The organism is Peribacillus sp. FSL K6-1552, from assembly GCF_038005205.1.
Classification (GTDB): domain Bacteria; phylum Bacillota; class Bacilli; order Bacillales; family DSM-1321; genus Peribacillus; species Peribacillus butanolivorans.
Genome location: NZ_JBBOST010000001.1, coordinates 4,828,432 through 4,851,778, shown reverse-complemented (window position 1 = coordinate 4,851,778; position 23,347 = coordinate 4,828,432). Strand labels below are relative to the sequence as shown.

General features: G+C 35.7%; 21 protein-coding genes and 1 pseudogene. 17 read left to right on the top strand and 5 right to left on the bottom strand.

The window, feature by feature from the left end; all coding sequences use genetic code 11:
- Positions 1-179: 179 nt before the first annotated feature.
- From NST21_RS23280 to NST21_RS23260, 5 genes and pseudogenes are all read left to right on the top strand, one after another.
- Positions 180-1,330, top strand: a protein-coding gene (locus tag NST21_RS23280) for an IS3 family transposase (protein WP_445670477.1) whose coding sequence is annotated in 2 segments (ribosomal slippage) — positions 180-429 and positions 429-1,330 — 1,152 coding nt in all. Because the reading frame shifts where the segments join, the coding sequence is not laid out codon by codon here.
- A gap of 234 nt (positions 1,331-1,564) precedes the next feature.
- Positions 1,565-2,320 carry an AAA family ATPase gene (locus tag NST21_RS23275; RefSeq protein ID WP_053347677.1) on the top strand — a complete coding sequence of 252 codons (756 nt, stop codon included), beginning with the start codon at positions 1,565-1,567 and terminating at the stop codon, positions 2,318-2,320.
- Between the two features lie 179 nt (positions 2,321-2,499).
- Positions 2,500-2,943 (top strand): annotated as a pseudogene (locus tag NST21_RS23270) (SMI1/KNR4 family protein); the annotation flags it as partial.
- Between the two features lie 755 nt (positions 2,944-3,698).
- The gene (locus tag NST21_RS23265) at positions 3,699-4,193 is read left to right on the top strand and encodes a DinB family protein (protein ID WP_057219580.1); all 495 of its coding nucleotides are present in this window, start codon (positions 3,699-3,701) and stop codon (positions 4,191-4,193) included.
- A 255-nt stretch (positions 4,194-4,448) separates the two neighbouring features.
- A complete protein-coding gene (locus NST21_RS23260) occupies positions 4,449-4,622 on the top strand; it encodes a hypothetical protein (RefSeq protein ID WP_169803995.1) in 174 nt (57 codons plus the stop codon).
- A gap of 739 nt (positions 4,623-5,361) precedes the next feature.
- Here NST21_RS23260 and NST21_RS23255 read toward each other — a convergent pair.
- Positions 5,362-5,844: a DUF2690 domain-containing protein gene (locus NST21_RS23255; RefSeq protein ID WP_056529740.1), complete on the bottom strand. Its 483-nt coding sequence runs from the start codon at positions 5,842-5,844 to the stop codon at positions 5,362-5,364.
- 683 nt (positions 5,845-6,527) lie between these two features.
- Between NST21_RS23255 and NST21_RS23250 the strand changes: the two genes are divergently transcribed.
- The gene (locus NST21_RS23250) at positions 6,528-7,148 is read left to right on the top strand and encodes a hypothetical protein (RefSeq protein WP_340891548.1); all 621 of its coding nucleotides are present in this window, start codon (positions 6,528-6,530) and stop codon (positions 7,146-7,148) included.
- A gap of 540 nt (positions 7,149-7,688) precedes the next feature.
- Here the strand turns inward: NST21_RS23250 and NST21_RS23245 are convergent.
- The 3 genes from NST21_RS23245 to NST21_RS23235 all read right to left on the bottom strand — a co-directional run bounded on the left by NST21_RS23245 (position 7,689) and on the right by NST21_RS23235 (position 11,656).
- Positions 7,689-8,534 carry a carbon-nitrogen hydrolase gene (locus tag NST21_RS23245; protein WP_056529917.1) on the bottom strand — a complete coding sequence of 282 codons (846 nt, stop codon included), beginning with the start codon at positions 8,532-8,534 and terminating at the stop codon, positions 7,689-7,691.
- Entirely contained in the window at positions 8,531-10,144 is a 1,614-nt protein-coding gene (locus NST21_RS23240) for an amidohydrolase (RefSeq protein ID WP_340891547.1), read from the bottom strand. The genes NST21_RS23245 and NST21_RS23240 overlap by 4 nt, the downstream gene beginning before the upstream one ends.
- Before the next feature lie 168 nt (positions 10,145-10,312).
- The gene (locus tag NST21_RS23235; RefSeq protein ID WP_340891546.1) at positions 10,313-11,656 is read right to left on the bottom strand and encodes an APC family permease; all 1,344 of its coding nucleotides are present in this window, start codon (positions 11,654-11,656) and stop codon (positions 10,313-10,315) included.
- Between the two features lie 1,339 nt (positions 11,657-12,995).
- Here NST21_RS23235 and ltrA point away from each other — a divergent pair.
- The 3 genes from ltrA (at position 12,996) to NST21_RS23220 (ending at position 16,130) form a co-directional block, all read left to right on the top strand.
- Positions 12,996-14,258 (top strand): group II intron reverse transcriptase/maturase, encoded by a 1,263-nt coding sequence (gene ltrA, locus NST21_RS23230; RefSeq protein WP_053344638.1) that lies wholly within the window; start codon positions 12,996-12,998, stop codon positions 14,256-14,258.
- Positions 14,259-14,523: 265 nt separating this feature from the next.
- Positions 14,524-15,045: an RNA polymerase sigma factor gene (locus NST21_RS23225; protein ID WP_340891544.1), complete on the top strand. Its 522-nt coding sequence runs from the start codon at positions 14,524-14,526 to the stop codon at positions 15,043-15,045.
- A complete protein-coding gene (locus tag NST21_RS23220; protein ID WP_340891542.1) occupies positions 15,042-16,130 on the top strand; it encodes a DUF4179 domain-containing protein in 1,089 nt (362 codons plus the stop codon). The genes NST21_RS23225 and NST21_RS23220 overlap by 4 nt, the downstream gene beginning before the upstream one ends.
- A gap of 301 nt (positions 16,131-16,431) precedes the next feature.
- On the opposite strand, the gene NST21_RS23215 is transcribed toward NST21_RS23220, so the two are convergent.
- Positions 16,432-17,412, bottom strand: a complete 981-nt coding sequence (locus NST21_RS23215; RefSeq protein ID WP_056529925.1) for a patatin-like phospholipase family protein — start codon at positions 17,410-17,412, stop codon at positions 16,432-16,434.
- Positions 17,413-17,950: 538 nt separating this feature from the next.
- On the opposite strand from NST21_RS23215, the gene NST21_RS23210 reads away from it, so the two are divergent.
- The 8 genes from NST21_RS23210 to NST21_RS23175 all read left to right on the top strand — a co-directional run bounded on the left by NST21_RS23210 (position 17,951) and on the right by NST21_RS23175 (position 22,902).
- Positions 17,951-18,160, top strand: coding sequence for a hypothetical protein (locus NST21_RS23210; protein ID WP_328114595.1), 210 nt, complete (start codon positions 17,951-17,953; stop codon positions 18,158-18,160).
- Positions 18,161-18,439: 279 nt separating this feature from the next.
- Positions 18,440-18,811 (top strand): VOC family protein, encoded by a 372-nt coding sequence (locus NST21_RS23205; RefSeq protein WP_056529927.1) that lies wholly within the window; start codon positions 18,440-18,442, stop codon positions 18,809-18,811.
- Positions 18,812-19,285: 474 nt separating this feature from the next.
- Positions 19,286-19,438, top strand: a complete 153-nt coding sequence (locus tag NST21_RS23200) for a hypothetical protein (RefSeq protein WP_340891541.1) — start codon at positions 19,286-19,288, stop codon at positions 19,436-19,438.
- Between the two features lie 108 nt (positions 19,439-19,546).
- Entirely contained in the window at positions 19,547-20,122 is a 576-nt protein-coding gene (locus NST21_RS23195) for a recombinase family protein (protein WP_340891539.1), read from the top strand.
- A 94-nt stretch (positions 20,123-20,216) separates the two neighbouring features.
- A complete protein-coding gene (locus NST21_RS23190; RefSeq protein ID WP_340891538.1) occupies positions 20,217-20,792 on the top strand; it encodes a TetR/AcrR family transcriptional regulator in 576 nt (191 codons plus the stop codon).
- A gap of 102 nt (positions 20,793-20,894) precedes the next feature.
- Complete coding sequence (locus tag NST21_RS23185; protein ID WP_340891537.1) at positions 20,895-22,016, top strand: ABC transporter permease; 1,122 nt, start codon at positions 20,895-20,897, stop codon at positions 22,014-22,016.
- Positions 22,017-22,697 carry an ABC transporter ATP-binding protein gene (locus tag NST21_RS23180; RefSeq protein ID WP_340891536.1) on the top strand — a complete coding sequence of 227 codons (681 nt, stop codon included), beginning with the start codon at positions 22,017-22,019 and terminating at the stop codon, positions 22,695-22,697.
- Between the two features lie 19 nt (positions 22,698-22,716).
- The gene (locus NST21_RS23175; protein WP_340891533.1) at positions 22,717-22,902 is read left to right on the top strand and encodes an antibiotic biosynthesis monooxygenase; all 186 of its coding nucleotides are present in this window, start codon (positions 22,717-22,719) and stop codon (positions 22,900-22,902) included.
- Positions 22,903-23,347 lie beyond the last annotated feature (445 nt).

Genomic DNA, 23,347 nt, shown 5'->3' with positions numbered 1-23,347 from the left:
TAGGTGACAACTAATTAACTCAAAGAACCTAATTTAGAATCTGTTTCTGGGAATGGTGAAGCACATGTCTTAGGAAGCAGAATAACTCTAAAGAATAGAAGATAACTTGGAGTTAGTATAGTTTCATGGACACATTTTAGTTAAGTCCTTACAATGATTTTTGAGAGGATGTGTCCGTCTTGGAACGTAAAAATACAGGTAAAAAATATAATAATGAATTCAAGAAGACTATTGTAGATCTTTATCACTCGGGTAATTCGGTCAAAGAATTAAGCGGCGAATATGGCGTATCAGAAGTTACCATTTATAAATGGGTTAAAGAATTTACTCCTATCGGTTTAGAGGAAGAGTCCATGACTCCAAAGGAATTAGCCGCCATACAGAAGGAAAACCTTCGGTTAAAGCAAGAAGTTGAAATCTTAAAAAAGGCTATGGCCATATTCGCGAAAAAGTAACCGAGACAGATCTTACCGAATTTATTGAGGAACACAAGAAACAATATCCCGTACAGAAGATGTGTGAAATACTAGAAATCCCAAGAAGCAGCCATTATCAGTCCCTTCAAATAGTCGTATCAAATCGCGAACAGGAAAACCAAGAACTCACGAAGGAAATTCATCTGATTTACCTGGAAAGCAAGGGACGATATGGGGCTCCAAAGATTCATGAAAGCTTATTAACCAAAGGGTTTTCCCTAAGTCTAAAGCGTGTTCAACGTTTAATGAGCAAGGCAAGAATTCGTTCTATTACTAAGAAAAAATACCGTCCCTATCCATCTAAAGAAAAGGTTATTCAATTGGATAATTTGCTAAAACGAGACTTCACTACTCAGACCATTAATGAGAAATGGGTAGCAGATATTACGTATATCCACACGTTAAAAGACGGATGGTGTTATTTAGCTTCGGTATTGGACCTTCATTCTAAGAAAATAGTAGGGTATTCATTTTCTCGTTCAATGACGACAGAACTGGTCATAAAAGCTTTCAATAACGCACACATTTCACAAAAGCCCTCGGAGGGCTTAGTTCTTCATACAGATCTTGGCTCACAATATACAAGCAGTGAGTTTACTCAACATATCCAAAACCATCATATTAAGCAATCCTTTAGTCAGAAAGGTTGCCCGTACGATAATGCCTGTATTGAATCCTTTCATGCCCTATTAAAAAAGGAAGAAGTCAACCACGTACAATATCTAGACTATCAAACAGCTAAATTAGCGATGTTCCAATTTATTGAAGGTTGGTATAACCGAAAAAGAATTCACAGCAGCCTAGGCTATCAAACCCCACAAGCCATTGAAGATCGAATTAGGAATACAGCTTAAGATTTAACTTTTTAGTGTCCAAAATATTGACTCAAATCCAACTAGCTAAATTAAACCTCTATAAAATTCTGAGAAAACGGGAGATTACACTTTATATTAAGGGAGTATAGTGTAAATAGATCTGCTATACTTTATTATTAAGATACATATGAAGCTCGCTTTATTTGTCGTAAAGGTTCCTAGAAGTTTATTTGTTTATAGCAAAGAATTGTATTTGACACGAGGTGATTAATAATGAAGCTATATCATGATTCACAGTTTATCAGGGGTACCTACCTTAAAAGAGATCAAATTTCCTCATATGAAAATTTCCCACTTAATCTACCTGTAATTAAGCACTTGCAAGAATTAACTTTTCATCCCAATGTTACTTATATTATAGGTGAAAATGGAATGGGGAAGTCAACCTTGCTTGAAGGGATTGCTATTGCATTTGGATTTAACCCAGAAGGTGGAACTTTAAATTTTAACTTTTCCAGTTATGATTCACACTCAAATTTAGAACAATATCTCCGTTTAAAAAAGGGGGTTTATAAGCCGAAGGATAGTTTTTTCTTTAGGGCGGAAACCTTTTATAATTTAGCTACAAATATAGAGGAATTAGACAAGGAGCCATCGAGTGGTCGAAAAATTATAGATTCCTTTGGAGGAAAATCACTTCACCAACAATCTCATGGTGAATCTTTTTTTTCAGCTTTTATAGAACGATTTCAAGGCAATGGTCTGTACATCCTAGATGAGCCTGAAGCAGCTTTGTCACCACTGAGACAAATATCGATGTTAGCCAGAATAAATGAACTTGTTAATCAAGGGTCCCAGTTTATCATTTCCACCCATTCTCCGATAATTATGGCCTATCCAGATGCTAAAATTATTGAAATAAAAGAGGGTGGATTGAGTGAAGTAACTTTAGAGGAGTCCAATCACTATTTATTAATGAAACAGTTTTTTGAAGATAAAGATCGGTTGCTTCATCATCTATTCCAATAAGTGTAGCTCAATTGTTCTTCTACTTACGAGTGCTTTACTACAATAAGGGAGGTTGCTGAGGCGACCTCTTTCTTATGCAACTAAAGGGGCAGGTTAGTTCAATAAAGAGATATGAATCAATAACTAACAATGTATAATTAATGTCTCAACAAATATTATATTTTTAGGAAGTGATTTCAATGGGCAATGTTATTTGGCAAGAAGACAGTGATTATTACAAGTTAGCACCATTAACTGATGAGATGGTTAAAAAAGCAGAAGAAAAACTGAAAATAAAATTACCACAATCGTACATAAATATCCTCAAAGATCAAAACGGGGGATATATAAAATTTAACTCGTATCCTACTGACGTTCCAACATCGTGGGCTGATGACCATATTAACGTTGACCATATTTTAGGCATAAGTCTAGAAGACGGTATATTAAAAAGCGAATATTTTATAGAAGAATGGGAAATGCCTGAAGGGTTGGTTTTGTTTAATGGTGATGGCCATACTTGGATTGCTTTTGACTATCGCCATGTTTCTTCTGAACCTCCGATTGTTTATATAGATAATGAAGAAGAAAAGATTATAAAAATAGCTAACCATTTTGATGAATTTTTAGAAGGTCTATATACGGAAGAATCCGAACCGTTTGATGAGATTGAACTTCAGATGGAGGGATATAGCAAAGAGGAATTTGAAACCCTTATACAACAAGATAATGTAGAGGAAATAAGTAGTGTAATTACATATCTGTCGCAATTTGAGTCTGATGTAGATTGGTTAAGTAAACAATTTATGAAATTGAGTAAACATCCTGATAAATACTTAAGAAGTGATATCGCTAACACTGTATGGAATTTTTTAACTTATCGATTAGATAATGAAACAATCCAAGAATTTATTGAGGTTTTCAAAAATGATACCGATATTGATGTACGAATGTACGCTGAGATGATTATCGAAAAACTTAACTATTCATATGAAGATTTGAAAAGGGATTTGGGTTTTGATAATAGAGTCAGTTTTTCTTTTCAAGACCACATTTATCACATTAATGAACATTCTAACCAATGGCATCTCTCAGATTATGAATTCGATTTACAATCGTTTAGTACAACGGAAGAGCTACTACAACAGGCAACATTGGATGGAAAGTCTTTAGAGGAAATATGGGTTAATGCGAAAATATTATAGTACTTGCTATGCAACTAACGGGTGCGTTAGCTGAAAGATCTGAGCTGTCTTTAAGGCAGCTTTTTCTTATTGAACTAAAGGGGCAGGTTAGCTTAATAAGAACAGGACAATCAATATACTATGTAGAATATAATTAAGATGACATTGTTTAAAGATTTAGAAAAAACAGTATATAAAAATTAGGAGTGTTTGTTATGGTTCATGCAAAAGATGTTTTATCGGATCAATTGTTGGCAAATGCTAATGACCCAAGTTGGTACCTACCATTTTCAGATTCAGTAGAAAGATTGTCTGAGGAACATGCATTTTGGAAGCCAAACGAAGAAAGTAATAGTATTGCTGAAATTGTGCAGCATCTACTATATTGGAATCAAACATGGCAAACAAGGTACCAAAAATCTCACGTTGATGCTGTGCCTTCAATAGGAAATAATAATAACAGCTTTATTATTCCTGAAAATCATACTTTTGCTGACTTAAAAAAACAACTATTAGAGGTGCTTTTACGTTGGCAAGAGTTATTATCTGAAGAAAAAGTTGAGAGAGAAGTTAATGGTTATCCTGGACACGTGAAATGGTGGGCAGTACTCGGAAATGTGTCAACTCATAACGCATATCACATTGGTCAGATCATTTATATCCGGAAGTTGCAAAATAGCTGGAAAATAGATGCAGGAGTAGATAAATAAATAAAGTTGCACTAGTGCCTACTTGAACTAACAGGTGCTTTACCTGAAGATCGGAGCTGTCTTTAAGGCAGCTCTTTCTTTATGATGCAACTAACGGTGCAGGTTAGTTAGTTTGTTTAATAAGCGTAGTATATTCGAACTGCGCATATTTATATTTATTAACTTATCGATTTCCTCTCTTTTAAAAGTTGAATAAAAAGCACTTTCTATTCAACTTTTCTAGAAATATAATTAAACGGAAAGGAGGTAATGAGAATGAAACATAATTCTATGCACCAATGGCATAAAGAGCATAATAAACGCGTAGCAGAATTTCACAAAAAACACGCTGCTCAAGTAGCTAATGGAGAAAACGGAAACGGTTGGTTAGCCAAGCTCGAAACGTCTTTTTTTAATAAAGTACTTGTTCCTCTTAAAGTTGTGAAATAACATCTTTTTTTCTGCTCCTGCTCTTTTGGGAGCAGTTATTTTTTGATTTTATATAAATAATTTGTGACACAGTATGTTTCAACTCTACTAAGCCTTATAGAACTAACAGGTGCTTTAGTTCAATAAGGGAGGTTGCTGAAGCAACCTTTTTGTTATGCAACTAAAGGGGCAGGATAGTGAAAGATGTAGCTTTATAAAAAAGTTTGATAAGAATTGATCTTAAACATTTGTTTTGTAAATGAATTCATTCCATTTTTATTAAAAAAGATTGATCAGAACCAATGATATAACTTATAACAGCAACTCAATTTTTATAAAAAAGTTTGCTTAAAAAAATTTATAAACGTTGTTAAATCAACGTTTAACATCAAATATAGCCCATATTTCAATCAATCTTTTTTCAAAACGATACAACTTTATTAGGGGCACGGAAACGATTCGAGGATTAAGGGGCCACATGTATAAAAAATTCCAATTGTTATAAGTTATCGAACCAAATAATCGAATTAACAAAATTAATGCGGATTCTACCATATTTCAACAGGACTTAAAAATGCTAATTGAACCTTGGCTAACTGTTAAACAATATGATGAAAAAGATATTAAAGAAAAAGTGTGATCAACAATAAGATAAGTCTTTAAAACAAAGCCCTGAATCTTCTACTTAGCGTAGAAAATTCAGGGCTTTTTATTCCAAAAATTGTCTTATCGTATTCGCGTTTTGTCGGCAGGACCCCTATTAATAGTATCCAGTAATACCATAAGCTTCAAAAGGATTCGAGCTTGTTGATCGATATCCTTCTGCTTTCGCATAATTTCCCACTGGATCATCAACCATGGGGGTATAACATGATTTTTGTCCGGAAAGTACTTTTCCATTTCCTCCAGAACTATTACAATCATATGATCGGAGCTTTATCGAATGATCGGAATTAAACTGGTGAATAAAGGCATTCCCTGTATAACCGGATGGCAAGGCAGAATTAAATGTAGTTTTCGCCCAAGCAGACTTACAGGATGGACTATATTTTACCTGAATTGTTCCAACAATGGTTCCATTATCCTTCTTCACACTCGTAGAAACTGCCGTGTAGGCATCATTTTGACAACCAGTAGAAACTGGACTCTTCCCGTTATAACTTGCAGCCTCTACATTGGGAATAGAAAATGACATTGTGGTTAACGCCAAAAATGACAGAAATACCAACAATTTTTGTTTCATTATAATCCTCCCCTTAATATTATTTTTTTAATACTCTGAAAATTTTAACATTATGCGTTTTTATAATCTATATAACTAAACTACTATCTTATTCAACAATCTGGCCCTTTAACGGAATAATTTTATTGTCATGAAACATCTAATTCTTTATTGTATCCCAAGGTTACCTTTCATTCGGTAAGGTGCCTTTGAAGAGTAAATTACTTCGCCTTTTTCTTGTTTCACTAACGGGTGCTTTACTACAATAAGGGAGGTTGCTGAGGCAACCTTTTAGTTATGCAACTAAAGGGGCAGGATTGTTGAACAAGAAATACATGTTTTATAATATGTAATATTTTGCAGCAGGATATTTTGCTTGTATGTTGATAGTTTATTTTATCTTTGATTACTTCTCTTGGTCATACGCTGTGGGTTCTTTAACTGGTATAGTTTTATTTGGACTTATAATAAAGGTGCTTCGCAGAAAAAGATAACTGAATTTATTCTAAACCCAATTCTTCTTGAATGAACTGTTGCGATACTTCAATAATGAAGTGTCGCTTTTTTTGAAGAGCAAATGGGGCAGAATAGTTCAGTAATTTGCACGCCCGAATATAATGAAAAAGGGATGTAGTTTTTTTTATCGCCAATGCCAATGAAAGGTGTAATGATCAAATACTTAAGATGAAAGGAAACCTTTATTTATGGTACAAACTTCAAGAATCATTTCTAGAGCTGCTGTTCGCGGATCTGCAAGTGGTTTACTATTCATGGCGTTTTTCGGTACGCTTTGGGCAGGCACAGGTGTAATGGGATTGCAAGGTTGGGGATTTCCTTACGTGGAGTTAGCTGCTGTTTTCGTAGGTATTACGTTGATTATTGGTGGGATTTCATTAATACGAGCATCAAAACGATTATCTAATCAGGTCTCACAAGAAGATGCCAGGCGCTGGAAGCGTATAAGGTTTTGGTTTAACATAACCTTCATTGCGGAAGGTTTGGCAATCGGGATTGCAATTGCCATCTGTAACGCAACTAATTTTACTGATCTAATACCGGCAATTATCGCCTTAATTGTGGGTATTCATTTTTTACCTTTGGCGCATCTTTTTCAATTAAGAATCTACTATTTTACCGGATTACTCCTCTGTTTACTTGCGATTATTACATTACTGGTTGTGCCTGAGAGTGTCACGCTGTTTGAACATCAAATCATTGCACCGTTGTCGATAATCGGCTTTGGCTCCGCACTAATCCTTTGGACAACTGGATTGACGATATGGCTAAAGGCTAAAAAATTGCTAGGTATCGTCCCGCAATTATAACCTAAATAGTGAGACAGGACTTTACTTCGAAAAAGTGCGTCTATTGTACAAAAAAGTGAAATGCAGAGTAATTTTCTTATACAGCTAATTGGGAAGGCGTGAATAAAACTTCCTAGCGCCATACCAAAAGCCACTGAATTGGCAGGCGATCTAAACACGATGATTGAAGAGTTCATCATGACAGATGAAATTTGAGAAAAGGTGAAGGACGATCCATATGAAGTCTAATCACCAGCAAGATGACGAACGATTGAATGAAAGGAAGAGGGACTGTCTTATATAAAATAAGGCAGTCCCTTCAGTTTATTATGTTATTTTTTTAATTCAATAAATTGGTAGGACCCCAATCCGTGATTATTATTTGTTTCCTCATATACATAATCCGAACGAAATATAACAAGAGTTGCATTATGCTCTTGTATCTACATAACATTTATTCGGTTTATTTGAGCTAACTTCAAAAGAGTTACCAATTAGTGTTTTATAGGATTCAACATTTTCTAATAGATGAAGTAATATAAATGATTCCTACTTACTTATCTAACATTGTTCCAAAATCGGCCCGTATGTATCCGTTCGTCGATCCCTTAAAAATTGTAGGAGATTTCTTGCAAACTCGATTTCTTTTATATTGATTTCCTGGACCAGGATTCCTTCCTCTTCATCTAATGATTGGACAATATCCCCCATTGGATTGCTTATGAAACTTCCACCATAGAATCTCATATCTTTTTCTTGGCCGACTCGGTTAACCGCAGCTACAAATACTCCATTGTGAATGCCGTGTGAAGAGATGGCTTTGGTCCAGGTTCTTCTAGTGGATAGCTCTGGATGATCCGGCTCCGAACCAATTGCGGAGGGATAGAATAGTATATCTGCTCCCTTCAATGTCAAAATACGGGCTACCTCCGGAAACCACTCGTCCCAGCAGATGCCGATTCCAATCTTCCCAAATTTCGTATCGTACACTGGATACCCTGTATTTCCTTGCGTAAAGTAATATTTTTCATGGTATTGAGGCCCGTCTGGGATATGGTTTTTCCGTGTTGTGCCTAAATGTTGTCCATTTTCATCAAAAACTGCAGCACTATTAAAATAAATCCCTTTTGCTACCCATTCATAGAAAGGAACGATTAACACGATTCCTAGCTCTTTGGAAAGTTCCTGCATCTCCTTTATAGCTACGTGGTCTAAAGGGATTGCTAATTGATAATTCTCTACAGAAACTGTTTGAGCAAAGTATTCAGAATGATAGAGTTCCTGTAAACAAATAACCTTTGCTCCTTGAGCTGCAGCTTCTCTGACCTTCACTTTTGTTTTTTCTACATTCACTTCAATTCGTTCATCACAAGTCAATTGAATTAATCCTATCTTCACTTTGCTCATATGGATACCTCCTCAACAATTTCATGGACAACCCTTCCGTCTACCATGGTAAAAACAACATTTGCATTTTTGATTTCCTCATATGGGACATCAAATAAGTTACGGTCAAGGACAATAATATCTGCAAGTTTTCCAGCCTCAATTGTTCCTAGTTCTTTTTCACGGAAAGACCCATATGCCGGAGCCGCAGTATAAGCAAGTAGCGCATCCTTTAATGAAATTCGTTCCTTTTCATCCCATGTTACACCTTCATCATCTAGCCTTGTAACAGCACGATAAATCCCTGACAACGGTTCCAACTTTACAACTGGATAGTCGGTGCCAAATACAACATTTGTGCCAGTATCTATCATCGTTTTTAGTAAAAAGGTATATTTCATTCGCTCTTGCCCGATTAAGTCCTCGTACACCTCCCTTTGTGAAACGTTGATATGTTCTGGCTGAACAGAGGCAAGTACTCCTAGTTTGTTAAACCTTTCAATGTCATCAGGATGAATCATTTCTACATGCTCTATTACATGACGGGAATCTCTCACCCCATTTTTCCGCTGTGCTGCTTCAAAAGAATCCAAGGCTAATTTAACCGCTCCATCCCCAATACAATGGAAGCGAACCCGAAATCCTTCTTCATCAGCTTCTACTGTCCAATTTTTAATCGTCTCCTCAGGAAAAACTGTATTCCCCTTTGTCGTTGGATTGTTTGCATATTCATCTAGCAAATAGGCAGTATGACTGGTGGTGACTCCATCGACAAACTGCTTGAAGCCACAGAATTGAACCAAATTGGATGTATATTTCTCACGTAAACTTTTTGCCAGTCCCAAATCTCCGTTTAAGGGAGCAACAAAATGAATTCTTGCAGTTAACTTACCTTGTTTTTCATATTCACCATACAATTCAGCTTCTTCCACACCCATTTCTGGGATCCTTAATAAATCATGAACAGAAGTAACTCCGTATTTAGCTGCTTCACGTAAAAAATTATTGAGTAACTTATCTTGCATTTCAAGATTAATAGGTAATGCTTTCGTGACAAAACCTACAGCGTGCTCAAGTAATAATCCTGTAGGCTCCCCATTTTCATCCCTAACAATCTCGCCGTATGGAGGATTTTTCGTATTTTTATCGATCCCTGCCAATTCCAACGCTTTGGAATTCACCCATGCACTATGAAATTCAGCCTGATATAACAGTACAGGTCTGTCCGAAATTACTTCGTCCAAGAAGGATCGGTGCGGCTGCCCATCCTCCCAAAGGCTTTGTTCCCAGCTACACCCTATGACAAAGGGGTCATCTGTTTTGGTGTCTGCGTATGCTTTAACCATCTCAGCGGCATCTTTTGCCGATTTCGCTGAATTGAGCCGAACGCTATCATTCAATAAACCTCCTAACAACAAATGGATATGGAAGTCATGGAAACCCGGCATAATCAGTTGATCACCAAAATGGTAAATCTTCGTCTGACTATCTACATATTCAGCAAAACAACCTAATTCTAAAACTTCTATAATTTTATTTTCCTTGATTAATATAGACGCTGGAGCGGGAGAGTCTGTTGACCCGGTTAAAACTGCATTCCCACTAATAACAATATCTGCTATGATCGGCATTGTAACCTCTCCTTATATAGTAAAATCTTATTTTCGCATGCCACTTGTTTTATTTAAAAAGTGCAAGTTCTATGCCAAATTAACTCTGGCTGTTCACTTAATCCTATAAAAATGCTATTACTTTTGATTATTGTATCTTCTTTTATCATGATAATTTCCCCTTTATTTTTAAGTATGTTCACCTGATAAGTTTATTTCTGGTGGTGACTCTTTAAATCCTTTTGTTAATACCAGCATGTATACAAACCCAAGCACGAACCAAATCCCTCCAAGTACTTTTGAGTGAATATCTAAGTTCACAAGTAACCATAAATCAAGAACGGCTCCAATAAGTGGGATGATTAAATATAGAATGGTTCCTTTGAAGGATCGCTGTTTGTTCTTGATAAAGTAATAAAAAATTACAGAGAGATTAACACAAGTGAAGGCAAGGAAGGCTCCGAAATTTATAAATGAAGCAACTAATGTCAAACTTAAAACTAATGCAAGTAGTGAAAATCCACTAATTACAAGAATGTTATTAACAGGAGTGTTATATTTTTTATGAAGAGTTCCGAAGAATCGCTTCGGTAATTGTCCATCACGCCCCATTGCATAGAGGACACGTGATGCACTTGCTTGAGAAGACATTGCAGATCCAAAGGCGGTGAATCCATAAACAGCTAAGAAGAAAGTAGCAAATGTTTTTCCGCCAACTAATGTAATAATTTCATTAGCTGCAGCATCCGCATTACTGAACGTATCATATAAAGGCCATACGTTATGTGCAAAATATGAAACGGCTATAAATAGAATTCCTCCTGTAAACATGATGATATAGATTGCGCGGGGAATGGTTTTTTCAGGTTGAATCGTCTCTTCAGCAAATGCTGTAGCAGAATCAAACCCAAGAAATGAGAAACAAAGAAGTGCTGCTCCTGCGACTATGAAAGAAAAGTGCTCATTCGTATTATAAAAAGAATCAAAACTCCAAAGTGTACCCGTTCCTGTGCCACCGGTAATTTCACGAATGGATAATCCGATAAATATAGCGATGAAAAGAATGGCTAAAATTGTAAGGAGAGCATTTGCTTTTGTCGCCATTTTTACGCCTATCACATTAATCACTGTCACAATCAACAGTAAACTTAATACCCAAACATATGCCGGTATAGATGGAAAAGCTGCCGAGAAGAAAATGCTAAATAATAAGTAATTGACCATTGGAATGAATAAATAGTCCATTAAAATCGACCAACCTACGAGAAAACCAGCATAAGAATTGATTGATTTTTGTGTGTACGCATAAGCAGAACCTGCTGAAGGTATAACCTTTGCCATCTGTCCATAACTGTATGCCGTAAAGAACATCACACCTAAAGCGAGTAAGTAGGATCCTGGAACCATACCATGAGATAATTGAGCCGCGATTCCATATGTACTAAACACAGTGGCCAACGCCATAAATGAAAAACCAAATAGAACAACAGGAATAAGCGTTAACGACCTCTTCATCCCTTTTGAATCTGACATATAACAACCCCCTTTATTTCTGTTTTAGTTTCTACACATAAAACAAAGCAAAAAATATGCCATTTTCACATAATTAGTAACCGACCTTCTTTTGTGGTGACACAAGCCTTAAGAAAAATCCTTTATCAAATGAGATGAAATTTGTACTTGAGACCACAATTAAGTTCCAAAAACATGTAAAATTGCATACCTTATTCATATTTGCATAAAAAATCATCCTATTTAAAGTAATCTACTTTAAAAGGATGTCATTGTTATTCTAGGGATCCTACCAGGGTAGCATCAGGAAAATGGGATTTAGAATGATAAGCATTTGGTACAAGTCTTATGAGATATTATGAAGCCTAATTTAAGGTGTGATTTGATTATGTCTCAGTAGACTTTACTCTATTGAAATTGTGAAGGATTATAATTAAATTAACAGGTACAAGAGTTGAGGAACCGGGATTGCTGCGCGATCCTTTTTTGTTATTGCTAACGGGGCAGTTTAGTTGAATAAGAAGAACTTTATTCTTCGAAGTGAATTTACTTTTTTTAAAACTGCAATATAAAGGCAATAGAAGAAAAGGATGAGGACTGGTGTTTAGGATTATTATTTCTTAATACACGAATTGTAAATCACTAACTCTTTTGATGGGAAGCTTATTCAGGAACTGAAAACACTGGCTGATTATGACTATGATAAAGATTTTTCAAAAATCTTTATCATTAAGTTTGTGAAACATTGTACTTAAACTAACAGGTGCGTTAGCTGAAGATCAGAGCTGTCTTTAAGGCAGCTTTTTCGTGCGCCCGGCATGGGTGCAATCTATAGGGTGAAAGTCCCGAACCATGAAGGCAGTAGTAGTGGTTAGCTTAATGCAAGGGTGTCCACGGTGACGTGGAATCTGAAGGAAGCAAGCGGCAAACCTCCGGTCTGAGGAACACGAACTTCATATAAGGCTAGGTATCATTGGATGAGTTTGCGAAACAAAACAAAGTCCTTACTGCCGAAGGTGGTACAGAGTAAATGAAGCAGATAGATGGAGGGAAAGATTGCACTCTTACCCGGGGAGGTCTGATGACAGCCAAGTACACTTGGTAACCTGTCCAGTGATGGACAGCTGAATCATCAGAAGTCAGCAGAGGTCATAGTACTTGTCTACTCGAGAAGATAAGGAAGGACCGAACAGATTAAGGAGGATGAATACTAGGCGTTCGTTATCTGCGAAGAAGCAAACAATTCCTAACGGAACTTATTTGAAGGAAGAAGTGGTGAATACACGGGGAACTTCAAAAGGGCGGAGCAGATAAAGGCACAAATAGACCATCTCGTCCACGCAGGGAAAGGATATCAACGATGTTAATGGAACAGATACTAGAGAGGGAAAACTTAATACAGGCATTGAAGCGTGTAGAAAGAAATAAGGGAAGCCATGGTGTAGATGGAATGCCGGTTCAAAACCTGAGACCGCACCTCGCAACCGAATGGTACAACATGAAAACTGCCCTTTTACAGGGTACCTATCAACCGCAGCCCGTCCGTCGTATCGAAATCCCGAAACCAAACGGCGGAGTTCGGCTATTGGGTATTCCAACCGTTCTAGACCGTTTCATTCAACAAGCCATTGCCCAAATATTGACTAAGATATATGACTCAACCTTTTCGGAGAATAGCTATGGATTTCGCCCTAACAAACAAGGGCACCAGGCGGTTCGAAAGGCAAAGTCCTATATAACCGAAGGTTATACATGGGTAGTGGATATGGACTTGGAGAAGTTCTTCGATAAAGTGAATCATGACAAGCTCATGGGAATGTTAGAGCGGAAAATTGAAGATAAACGAGTTCTCAAACTGATTCGTAAATTCCTTCAAGCAGGCATTATGATAGGCGGACTTTTTCATAAAAGTGAGGAGGGAACTCCGCAAGGAGGTCCGTTAAGTCCTTTATTATCTAATATCATGTTAGACGATTTAGATAAAGAACTAGAGAAACGCAATCTTCGATTCGTAAGGTATGCGGATGACAGTACTATCTTTGTGAAGACACGAAAAGCCGCCAAACGTGCAATGGGAAATATCTCAAGCTTCATTGAAAATAAACTGAAGCTAAAGGTCAACTACGAGAAGTCGAAGTATGATCGCCCTTGGAACAGAACGTTTCTCGGTTTTAGTTTCACGAAGTCAAAGAAGAACCCGAAGGTTCTACTGGCTAAACAAACGGTGAAGAGAGTAAAGAAACGAATCAGGGAAATGACCTCGAGAAAATTACCGATACCCATGAAACTCCGAATAAATAAGTTAAAGCAATACCTTAGAGGTTGGATGGGGTATTTCGCCCTCATTGATACTCCGAACGTATTGAAGAATTTAGATTCATGGATTCGAAGAAGACTCAGGATGTGCCTATGGAAGCAATGGAAATTGCCAAGAACGAGGGTGAAGAAACTCAAAGGATTAGGCGTCCCATTTGGAAAAGCATATGAATGGGGAAATAGCAGAAAGGGTTATTGGCGCATAGCGCATAGTCCTATTCTAGACAAAACCCTTAATAATGTTTATTGGCTCCATCATGGGTTAGTAAATCTATATGAACGATATACAAAACTACGTCAGACTTAAACTGAACCGCCGTATACCGAACGGTATGTACGGTGGTGTGAGAGGTCGGAGGCTAGGCGCCTCCTCCTACTCGATTTATGCAACTATCGAGGCAGCCTTTTTCTTATGGCACTAAAAGAGCAGAATAGTGCAAGAAAGATTACAAAATAGATAAAGCTTCGTTTATTTTGGCCTCAGATTTTTTTTTGAGAAAATATAAAAAAATCTAAGCCAAATGAAACTCTAGTTTGTCTAATGAGTGTAAGACTTAAAAGGGAGAGGGTGAATGATAATTATTAAATTAGTGAAAAAAGCTCAAAAAGGTGATGATAAAGCCTTTTTAAAACTTTTCCAACAATATGAAGAAGATATTTATCGGATGGCTTATGTATATGTCAAAAATGAAAGTGATGCCTTAGATGTGGTTCAAGAGGTGGCATATCGCTCATTCAAAAAAATAGAAACATTGAAATATCCAGAGTATTTCAAGACGTGGTTAATAAAAATAGCAATCACTTGTTCCATTGATTTAGTTAGAAAGAATAAAAATGTGGTCCAACTTAAACCAGAGTATGATGAGTGCATTAGCTTTGAGGATGAAGATATTCCTCTTTCTATAACACTTCAAGAATTACTAGATCAGTTAAATGAAGATGAAAAAAGTATCGTTATTTTAAAGTTCTATGAGGGTTATTCATTTAAAGAAATTGCAGACTTGTTAAATATGCCTATAGGATCAGCAAAATCGGTGTTATATCGTGCGTTAGGTAAACTTCGAAAACAATTTAAGGAGGCTGATCTTTCGTGAGTAATATAAAGCAAGAGTTAGAAAAAATTAAGATTCCAAAAGAATTACACGAAAGAACAAAACTTGGCTTAGAAAAAGCAAAATTAGAGCAACAAAGCAACAAGAAAAGAAAACTTTACAAAAGGTTTTCAATAGCTGCAGCAGTTTGCTTGATTGTTGTTTCGACATTAACTTTTACACCCGTATTAGCAGCTATTCAAGAGGTATATGATAAAATATTTTCGAGTAAGCATATTGATGATACAGGTGTAAGAACTGCAATTGATCTAGGACATGGTCAAGCTGTTGATCAAACATTTTATGATGAAAAGCATGACATAACCGTGCATTTTGAGAGTGTGATGATGGATGATAAGGAGACAAAACTCTTATTAACCTATCAAAGTAAAAAAACAAATTTAAAAAACTTTTATATCGACCTTTTTGAGGGTGAAAGTTCTATCAACTTAATTGTTGGAAATGAACAAAAGAAATCATTAGATAATGTGGGTTGGGGAAGCAGATATTACGATAGTAAAGAAAACAAAGTGGTTGAAGCATTATCTTTTGAATCAATAAAAGAATATGAAGGACAAGACATTCGTTTAGAAATTGAAAATTTAACAATATATGAAAACAACGAGACTCGCAGCGTACAAACGATATGGCCACTCAGTTTCAAGCTCAGTAAATCTGCCATCTCAGAAAGAGAAACAGTAGCAGTAAATAAAGATTTCGTTTTTGAAAAAGTAACATACAAGATTAAGCAGGTAGAGTTTTCAGCACTAGAAACAAGAGTTGTTGTTACAGGAAAAGATACAAAGCTTATGAGGGATGAAACCGGAATGAAATATAGAGTGATGAGTAAATTGGAACATCAATTCCTTAATGCAAGGAGATTTGATAAAAAATACGGTTATATCGTAGATGATAAAAAATCTGGTGTATTTTTGAAATCAGCTGGTGAAAAAGTTGAACCGGTTTTTAGTAAAGGGGAAGTAGAAGGCGAAGACGATGAATATATTATGATTTTTGCTCCAGTTAAGGATCCCCAAGACTGCATTCTTGAAGTTGGTAATAAAATTAAAATACCATTAACTAAGTAGGCAAGTGTTTCCTTGATTGTTTAGTATAAGCTTCATTTTTACTAACAGTTCAACTAACGGGTAGTGTGAACAAGAGAGGGGGGGACGTTGTTCCCCTATAGAAAACCTACTCTTAATGAACTAACAGGTGCTTTACTTCAATAAGGGAGCTGCTTTGGCAGCTCTTTTTTCTTATGGCACTAAAGGGGCAGTTTAGTTGAAGAAGAACTGAATAAATAAATAAATAAATAAATAAATAAATAAAAACAGCCAGGTTCTGGCTGTTTTTTTATAAAAAATCCAAATTCTTGAAATGAAAAAATCAATCAGATTTATGGGATAATTTTATATTCCAGTTTTTCTCTATAAATTGAATTGCAGGTTGTAAATTTGTTTTGTTAGCAATTGAAATGACAGTGGGAACCACAGAAGGGTCCGTTTTGGATAAATTAGGAATCCGTGGATTTAACCGAAAAAAACGATTTCCTAGAAGCTGAGAACTGACCATGGATTCATAGTAACCGGATCCACTAGCGACTATTTGAAGAAATGGCAGTAAGGGTTCATTGGGCGATCGGTCCAAAAGAACTCCCCAATTTGGGGGAAGGTTCTTCATATTTTCGGGGCGTATGTTATCTGCACTCACCATCCCCCACCCCTTCGTATCTCTTCTTAATTGAGTCGGCTCTTCACCTGTTCCAATGGATAATACCGCAATTTGATCCAACGGCTGTTTGGCTTTCCCCACTGCAAACGCAATACTAGCTGTACTGGGGTTAGTTGCTACTGTATACCCATCCACGTAGTTTTGATAGGCTCGTTGTGTCGCGGGAGCACCACTGCTCCGTAGTATTACATCACTCGCTTTCTCATTTAAATAGGGAGAGCCAGGAAAGTTGTGGAATAACACAGGAGTCCAACGATTCAGCTCCGGTGAGAATAAATGAAATGCAGGGACAACAATTCGTCTTTTTAAGTCTTTGAGGAGAAGATCTGGTGGGAAAAATGTTTGTACCGCTTTAATGAAACCAGAATATGGTAATTGTTGGTTGTAAACAGGTCCACCTGGTCGGGAAACGCTGAATGCCGGCAGGATTTTATCCTTAAAAAACTGGAGTGTCTCCTTCGGCGATCTTCCACTTGCTAACGCAAGGGCAGTGAATGAACCGATTGAATTTCCCGAAAAAACATTGGTTCGACTAATTAATTTTGGGTTTTGCTGAGCCAGTCTGTTCAAAAGTTGTAAACTTAAAGCACCTAAGGTACCGCCTCCATCAAAGGTCATGATCCGATATTTTGTCAAAGCTGATTTCTCCTTTCTAATCTGATCACAAGTATCATTCAGTATATGTTTTATTTCGTGTCTAATGAATACCTCTTTGACCTGAAATCCTTCAGGACCGGATTATGTAGCTAAACATCCAAGGAAAGACTCCATCGAGTATATAAAAAAATACTCCGACGAGGATAGAGGAGACTACGTTTGAGTGGCAGTACGGGCAAGCCAAAGCTACAAAGGTTACTTGGTCATTATTATGGACGAAAAGATAATAATGATTTGCTCATGTTCGCTTCTACACAAAACGTAAAATGATAGTTTCTTTAAGGAGGGAGAAATCGTATGAAAAAGAAACATAAAAAATTATTATCTATGACAGTAGCTGTATTTGTGAGAAAATCGTATTAAACTGAGGGAGTTTAATAAGATATCTTCCATCTGTTTAATTGAGTGCCAGCTCATGTTATAATGGATAACTTAAGATAATTACTACTTTTACCTATAATTGAACGGATGCCAAGAAAAGCCTCCGCATAGCGATAAAATATGGAGGTGTAAGAGAATGAATAAACAATGGACGATTGGTAAAATTAAAGAATTTGTTGAGAACAATTCGGAAAGTAAGTTGCTAACGACGGAATATCACGGTTTTTCTCAAAAGTTACTATTTAAATGTACATGTGGTAGCAACTTTGAAAAAACATTTACGAAATTTAAAAATAATAACCAACGTAAATGTGACGTGTGCCAACCGCCTAAAGCGACTCGATAAAGTATAGCGAATAAACGAAGTGCCGATTTCTATTAATGAGAAGTTGGCACTATTTTTATTTTAGGGGGAATAAAAGTGGATTTCACTAAAGGGGCAGATTAGTTGAAGAGTGCTGTTTGACCTTTGTTCAACAATTGGGCCATTTAATGGAAAATTAACTGGGCTTTGGTTTTACTTTATAAAAATTGGACAAACTGAAATGTGTTCTTCAAAGTAATGATGTATACTTAATTTATGTAATGAACTTTCTGAATTATGAATTTTTTAAGGGGAGGAATTATGAAACTAGGCGCATTCTCTGTAAGTTTAAGTGTAAAAGACATTAACAAATCAAAATCATTTTACGAAAATTTAGGATTTCAAGTATTTGGAGGGGATATTACCCAAAATTGGCTCATTATGAAAAATGAAAGTTGCATAATTGGACTATTCCAAGGAATGTTTGAAAAGAACATTCTAACTTTTAATCCAGGATGGAATGAAAATGCCGAAAATCTCAATTCGTTTACGGACATTCGAGACATTCAAAATCAGCTTAAAGAAAATGGAATTAAAATACTGTCTGAAGCAGATGAAACAACCGAAGGGCCTGCAAGTTTTACAATTGAAGATCCTGATGGTAATCCCATTCTTGTAGATCAACACAGATGAAATGGAGAATGCAACAGGAATATATAATTATCCTTTAATAAACGTGAAATTCACTATTTAAGGTGACGGTGAAAATGTAGAACATGAGAAGTTATGGGTATTGAGTCTTGAAAGAAAAGGTCTCCCTTTATTACGTTAGATTGTTCTCCAAATTTCGATTAATTAATGTATCTATTCAATACTGAAGGGGTTCTTTCTTTTGTCGTCATAAGGTTGGTTTACTTGAGATTTATTAAATTTTCAAGCCACCCTTATGAATCCATAAAAAAATTAAATTATTTATTCAAGAAAAGGGCGCGATTCTTTAATAAGAATCGCTTTTTTTTATAGAACTAACAGGTACTTTACTTCATTACCAGGAGCTGATCAGCAGCTCCTTTTCTTATGGCACTAAAGGGGAAGTTTAGTTGAAGATGAAAATCGTCTATTATAATTAAATATTAAGGTTGTATCTATTCCATAGGAGGATTCAAAATGGCTAAAGAAAAGGCTAAAAACATAGTAACAAATGGAGATGTTTTTGCTGTAAATTTACCAAATGGTAAATATGGAGCAATAAGAATTGCTGACTCCTCTCGCAATTTTCATATTGTATCATCCCATCTCTGCAATTATTCAGTTTATTAGTACAATTATATACCAATAGAGTGTACTCTATTGATACAAGTGTAGTAGACTGATAAAATCATAGTTAAGAGTGTCTCATAAGACTTGTCTCGAAAATGAGGTGATATTTTGCGAAAAATTGGTTATATTCGTGTCAGTTCGACTAGCCAGAATCCTTCAAGGCAATTTCAGCATTTGAACGAAATCGGAATGGATATTATATATGAAGAGAAAGTTTCAGGAGCAACAAAGGATCGCGAGCAACTTCAAAAAATGTTAGAGGATTTACAGGAAGGTGATATTATATATGTTACAGACTTAACTCGGATTACTCGAAGTACGCAGGATTTATTTGAACTGCTTGATATAATACGAAGTAAAAAAGCAAGCATAAAGTCACTCAAGGATACTTGGCTAGATTTATCAGAGGATAATCCATATAGCCAATTCTTAATTACGGTAATGGCTGGTGTTAACCAATTAGAACGAGACCTTATCCGTATGCGTCAACGTGAAGGGATTGAACTAGCAAAAAAAGAAGGAAAGTTTAAAGGTCGGTTAAAGAAATATCATGAGAATCACGCAGGAATGAATTATGCAGTAAAGCTATATAAAGAAGGAGGTATGACTGTAAATCAAATTTGTGAAATTACAAACGTGTCTAGAGCTTCATTATATAGAAAACTGTCAGAGATTAATTATTAATCACTCTTCAAATTATGGAAAGAATATATTGAACAATAGAACTGGATGAAATAATAAATAAACATTAAGGAACGAATTGAAAAGAGGTTATAACATGGGGAGAGATCGGAAATTTAATACAGTTGACCTATTCCTTTGCACCAAAAAGCTTATTATTCAAACAGGGTATGAAGGGTTTACAATTGGCCAACTAGCAACACAATTAAATGTTACACGATCTGCAATTTATAAGTATTATCAAAATAAGGATGAGTTACTATTAGATTTTATGGTAGAGGAAATGAAAAATACATTAGCGAGTTTTTCTTCTCTTTCGGAGTCCTTGCCATTTTTAGAAAAGATAAACTTACTTTTGCAAAAGATATTCACCCACAAGGATTTACATTTGATTCTTGGGATTCAAGATGTCATCCCTACAAAAGGTGATCCACAATTAGAAGCTAAGAAAAACCATCTTTCTCTTATGCACCGCGAACTATATAAGCCTCTTATCCATGTAGTGCAGCAAGGAAAGATAGAAGGCTTCATCGAAATGGACATGCCGAATGAATTGTTATTAGGGTTTATATTTCAAAGTATTTCTATTCCTAATCATTCAGGAATGAACGCTGAACAAGTGCTCATCTATACGAAGAAGTTGATTCTAAATGGAATTCTAAAAAAAAAGTGACATATATGTAACTTATGTGTATAATCTTTGTATAAGACATATAAGTTATTTTTTTGTTTAAAAGTGACACATGTGTAACTAATTTGAAGGGGGATTTTAGATTTGTTTTTAGCAATTAAAGAATTAAAGCATGCTAAATTTCGTTATGGAATGATGAGTATTATTATCATTCTTATTGCTTGGCTAGTATTTATTTTATCGGGACTGGGAAATGGTCTTTCAACACTAAGTGCTGCCACGATTAAAAACTTGGCCGCAGATTATGTAGTTTATGAGAGAAGTGCTGGTGCTACGTTTAGTAAATCTATTATGTCTGGTAATTTAATTGACGATATTAAAAAAAATAAAGATGTAAAGGAGGCAGCTGTTTTTGGGTCATCAATGGCAGCTGTTTCCAAAGAAAAAACTGATGATAGCAGTAAGAAAACAGATGTAGCTTTAGTTGGAATTACTGCCGATTCATTTATTGAACCAAACGTAATAGAAGGAAAACAACTTTCTACTAATAAGAAGTATGGTGTTCTAGCTAATAGTAATTTAAAAGATGACGGGTACAAAGTTGGGGATGAAATTCGTGTTTCCAATTCCAAAATGAAATTAAACATTATTGGTTTTGTCGAAAATGAAACCTTCAACCATTTACCAGTATTATTTGCGAATATGGATACTTGGAGAGAGTATCAGTATGCAGCGCCAGGAGCTGACAACGGCATTAAAAATCCAGTCCAAGCAATTGTTTTAAAAGCTCCTCAATTAGATAAAGCCCAGCTGGATAAACAGTTCAAAGGGATTGAAACTGTTACAAAATCAACAGCTGTAAAAGGGATGCCGGGATATAAGGAAGAGAACGGTACAATTGTAATGATGCTTTCATTCTTAATTGTCATTTCGGCTTTTATAATCTCCGTTTTTTTCTATGTTATTACAATTCAAAAGACGTCGCAATTTGGTGTAATGAAGGCAATTGGTGCCTCAAATCGATTTATTTCTAACGCTATTGTTGCTCAGGTGTTCGTTTTGTCGTTTTTGGGAATTTTAGTAGGTATAGGTTTAACATACTTGACAGCTCTTTCCTTCCCTAAAGATATGCCATTTAATTTAGATGGTAAGCTAGTAGTCTTGTACGCAATTACTTTATTAGTTATAAGTCTATTAAGTTCTCTTGTTTCAGTCCGGCAAATTACAAAAATTGATCCATTAACAGCTTTAGGGAGAGTGGAATAAATGAGTGGTATTCAGTTGCAACAAGTTACAAAACAATATAAAGAGGGAACTTCTACTCTAACAGCATTAAAAGAGGCTTCTTTAACAGTGAATTCTGGAGAGTTGGTGGCAATTGTAGGTCCATCTGGCTCGGGAAAAAGTACTTTACTATCTATTATCGGTGCATTAATAAACTCAACGTCTGGGAAGGTAATTGTAAATGGAAAAGATTTGGGGTCGTTAAATGAGAAGCAACTAGCCGACTTCCGTTTAAATGAAATAGGTTTTATTTTACAAACATCTAACTTAATTCCTTACTTATCTGTAATTGATCAGTTGATTTTAATAAAACGAATGGCGGGTAAAGTAAATAAAGAAGATCATCAATTTGCAAAAAGTTTACTGAAAGAACTTGGGTTAGTAAATAAGATGCACAAAATGCCTAATGAATTATCTGGCGGTGAGCGACAGCGCGTAGCGATTGCCCGAGCCTTTTTCAACCAGCCAAGCGTTATTCTTGCTGATGAACCAACAGCAAGTTTAGATTCAAAACGTGCTCATGAAGTTGTGAAATTAATTGCTGATGAAGTGAAAAAGCGAAATAAAGCAGCGATAATGGTTACGCACGATGAACGTATGTTGGCTTACTGCGACCAGGTTTATCACATGGAAGATGGGAATTTAAAGTTAAATATTATTTGAATAAGAAGGGGAGTTAATCATGTTTGTTATTACTAATCGCATTAAAACAAAAAAAGGATTTGCCAATCATTTAGCACCGGCTTTCACGAAGGATTCCCAAGTTCATCAATTTGAAGGCTTTATTAAAACTGAAGTTTTAGTCTCCAATGGCAATAAAGCGTTCGATGAAATGAATGTGAATATGTACTGGGATAGCTTATTTTAAAGTTTGGCGTGAAAGTGATGCGTTCAAAAATGTCCATAAGCGATCTTCTGAAGATTCGGAATCAAAAGAATCTCCATTACTTGAAAGTGAAATTGTTATTTCTGAACTGATTTCTACAACCAAATAAAGGTACCAATGATTTCCTGAATAAAGAAAAGCTAATGTTTTCAATTAACCATTGAGAACATTAGCTTTTTCATATTTGTATTTCTTTATCGTTGTAAATCCGCATTTTCCTGACGCTACCCCATGATTGGATATTTGAATATCATCTTTTGTGAGTCATTTGTCTTGTAAAATGGGGTTTTTCTTCCTTTGAATTTGCAACAATTATGGTCGTGTAAATACATTGATAAAAATGAGAAACTGTGGTAAATTTATATAGATACACCAATTATGTATTTTTGTATAAATTATCCCTATTTTAATTATACTTCATAAAGTC

Excerpts from the sequence above, each read along its gene's own strand:
- ltrA (WP_053344638.1), top strand. The coding sequence starts at position 12,996 with ATGTTAATGGAACAGATACTAGAGAGGGAAAACTTAATACAGGCATTG.
- NST21_RS23180 (WP_340891536.1), top strand. The coding sequence starts at position 22,017 with ATGAGTGGTATTCAGTTGCAACAAGTTACAAAACAATATAAAGAGGGA.
- NST21_RS23275 (WP_053347677.1), top strand. The coding sequence starts at position 1,565 with ATGAAGCTATATCATGATTCACAGTTTATCAGGGGTACCTACCTTAAA.
- NST21_RS23245 (WP_056529917.1), bottom strand. The coding sequence starts at position 8,534 with ATGAGCAAAGTGAAGATAGGATTAATTCAATTGACTTGTGATGAACGA.
- NST21_RS23240 (WP_340891547.1), bottom strand. The coding sequence starts at position 10,144 with ATGCCGATCATAGCAGATATTGTTATTAGTGGGAATGCAGTTTTAACC.
- NST21_RS23265 (WP_057219580.1), top strand. The coding sequence starts at position 3,699 with ATGGTTCATGCAAAAGATGTTTTATCGGATCAATTGTTGGCAAATGCT.
- NST21_RS23255 (WP_056529740.1), bottom strand. The coding sequence starts at position 5,844 with ATGAAACAAAAATTGTTGGTATTTCTGTCATTTTTGGCGTTAACCACA.
- NST21_RS23210 (WP_328114595.1), top strand. The coding sequence starts at position 17,951 with ATGAATAAACAATGGACGATTGGTAAAATTAAAGAATTTGTTGAGAAC.
- NST21_RS23235 (WP_340891546.1), bottom strand. The coding sequence starts at position 11,656 with ATGTCAGATTCAAAAGGGATGAAGAGGTCGTTAACGCTTATTCCTGTT.
- NST21_RS23225 (WP_340891544.1), top strand. The coding sequence starts at position 14,524 with ATGATAATTATTAAATTAGTGAAAAAAGCTCAAAAAGGTGATGATAAA.
- NST21_RS23260 (WP_169803995.1), top strand. The coding sequence starts at position 4,449 with ATGAAACATAATTCTATGCACCAATGGCATAAAGAGCATAATAAACGC.
- NST21_RS23175 (WP_340891533.1), top strand. The coding sequence starts at position 22,717 with ATGTTTGTTATTACTAATCGCATTAAAACAAAAAAAGGATTTGCCAAT.
- NST21_RS23200 (WP_340891541.1), top strand. The coding sequence starts at position 19,286 with ATGGCTAAAGAAAAGGCTAAAAACATAGTAACAAATGGAGATGTTTTT.
- NST21_RS23205 (WP_056529927.1), top strand. The coding sequence starts at position 18,440 with ATGAAACTAGGCGCATTCTCTGTAAGTTTAAGTGTAAAAGACATTAAC.
- NST21_RS23250 (WP_340891548.1), top strand. The coding sequence starts at position 6,528 with ATGGTACAAACTTCAAGAATCATTTCTAGAGCTGCTGTTCGCGGATCT.
- NST21_RS23190 (WP_340891538.1), top strand. The coding sequence starts at position 20,217 with ATGGGGAGAGATCGGAAATTTAATACAGTTGACCTATTCCTTTGCACC.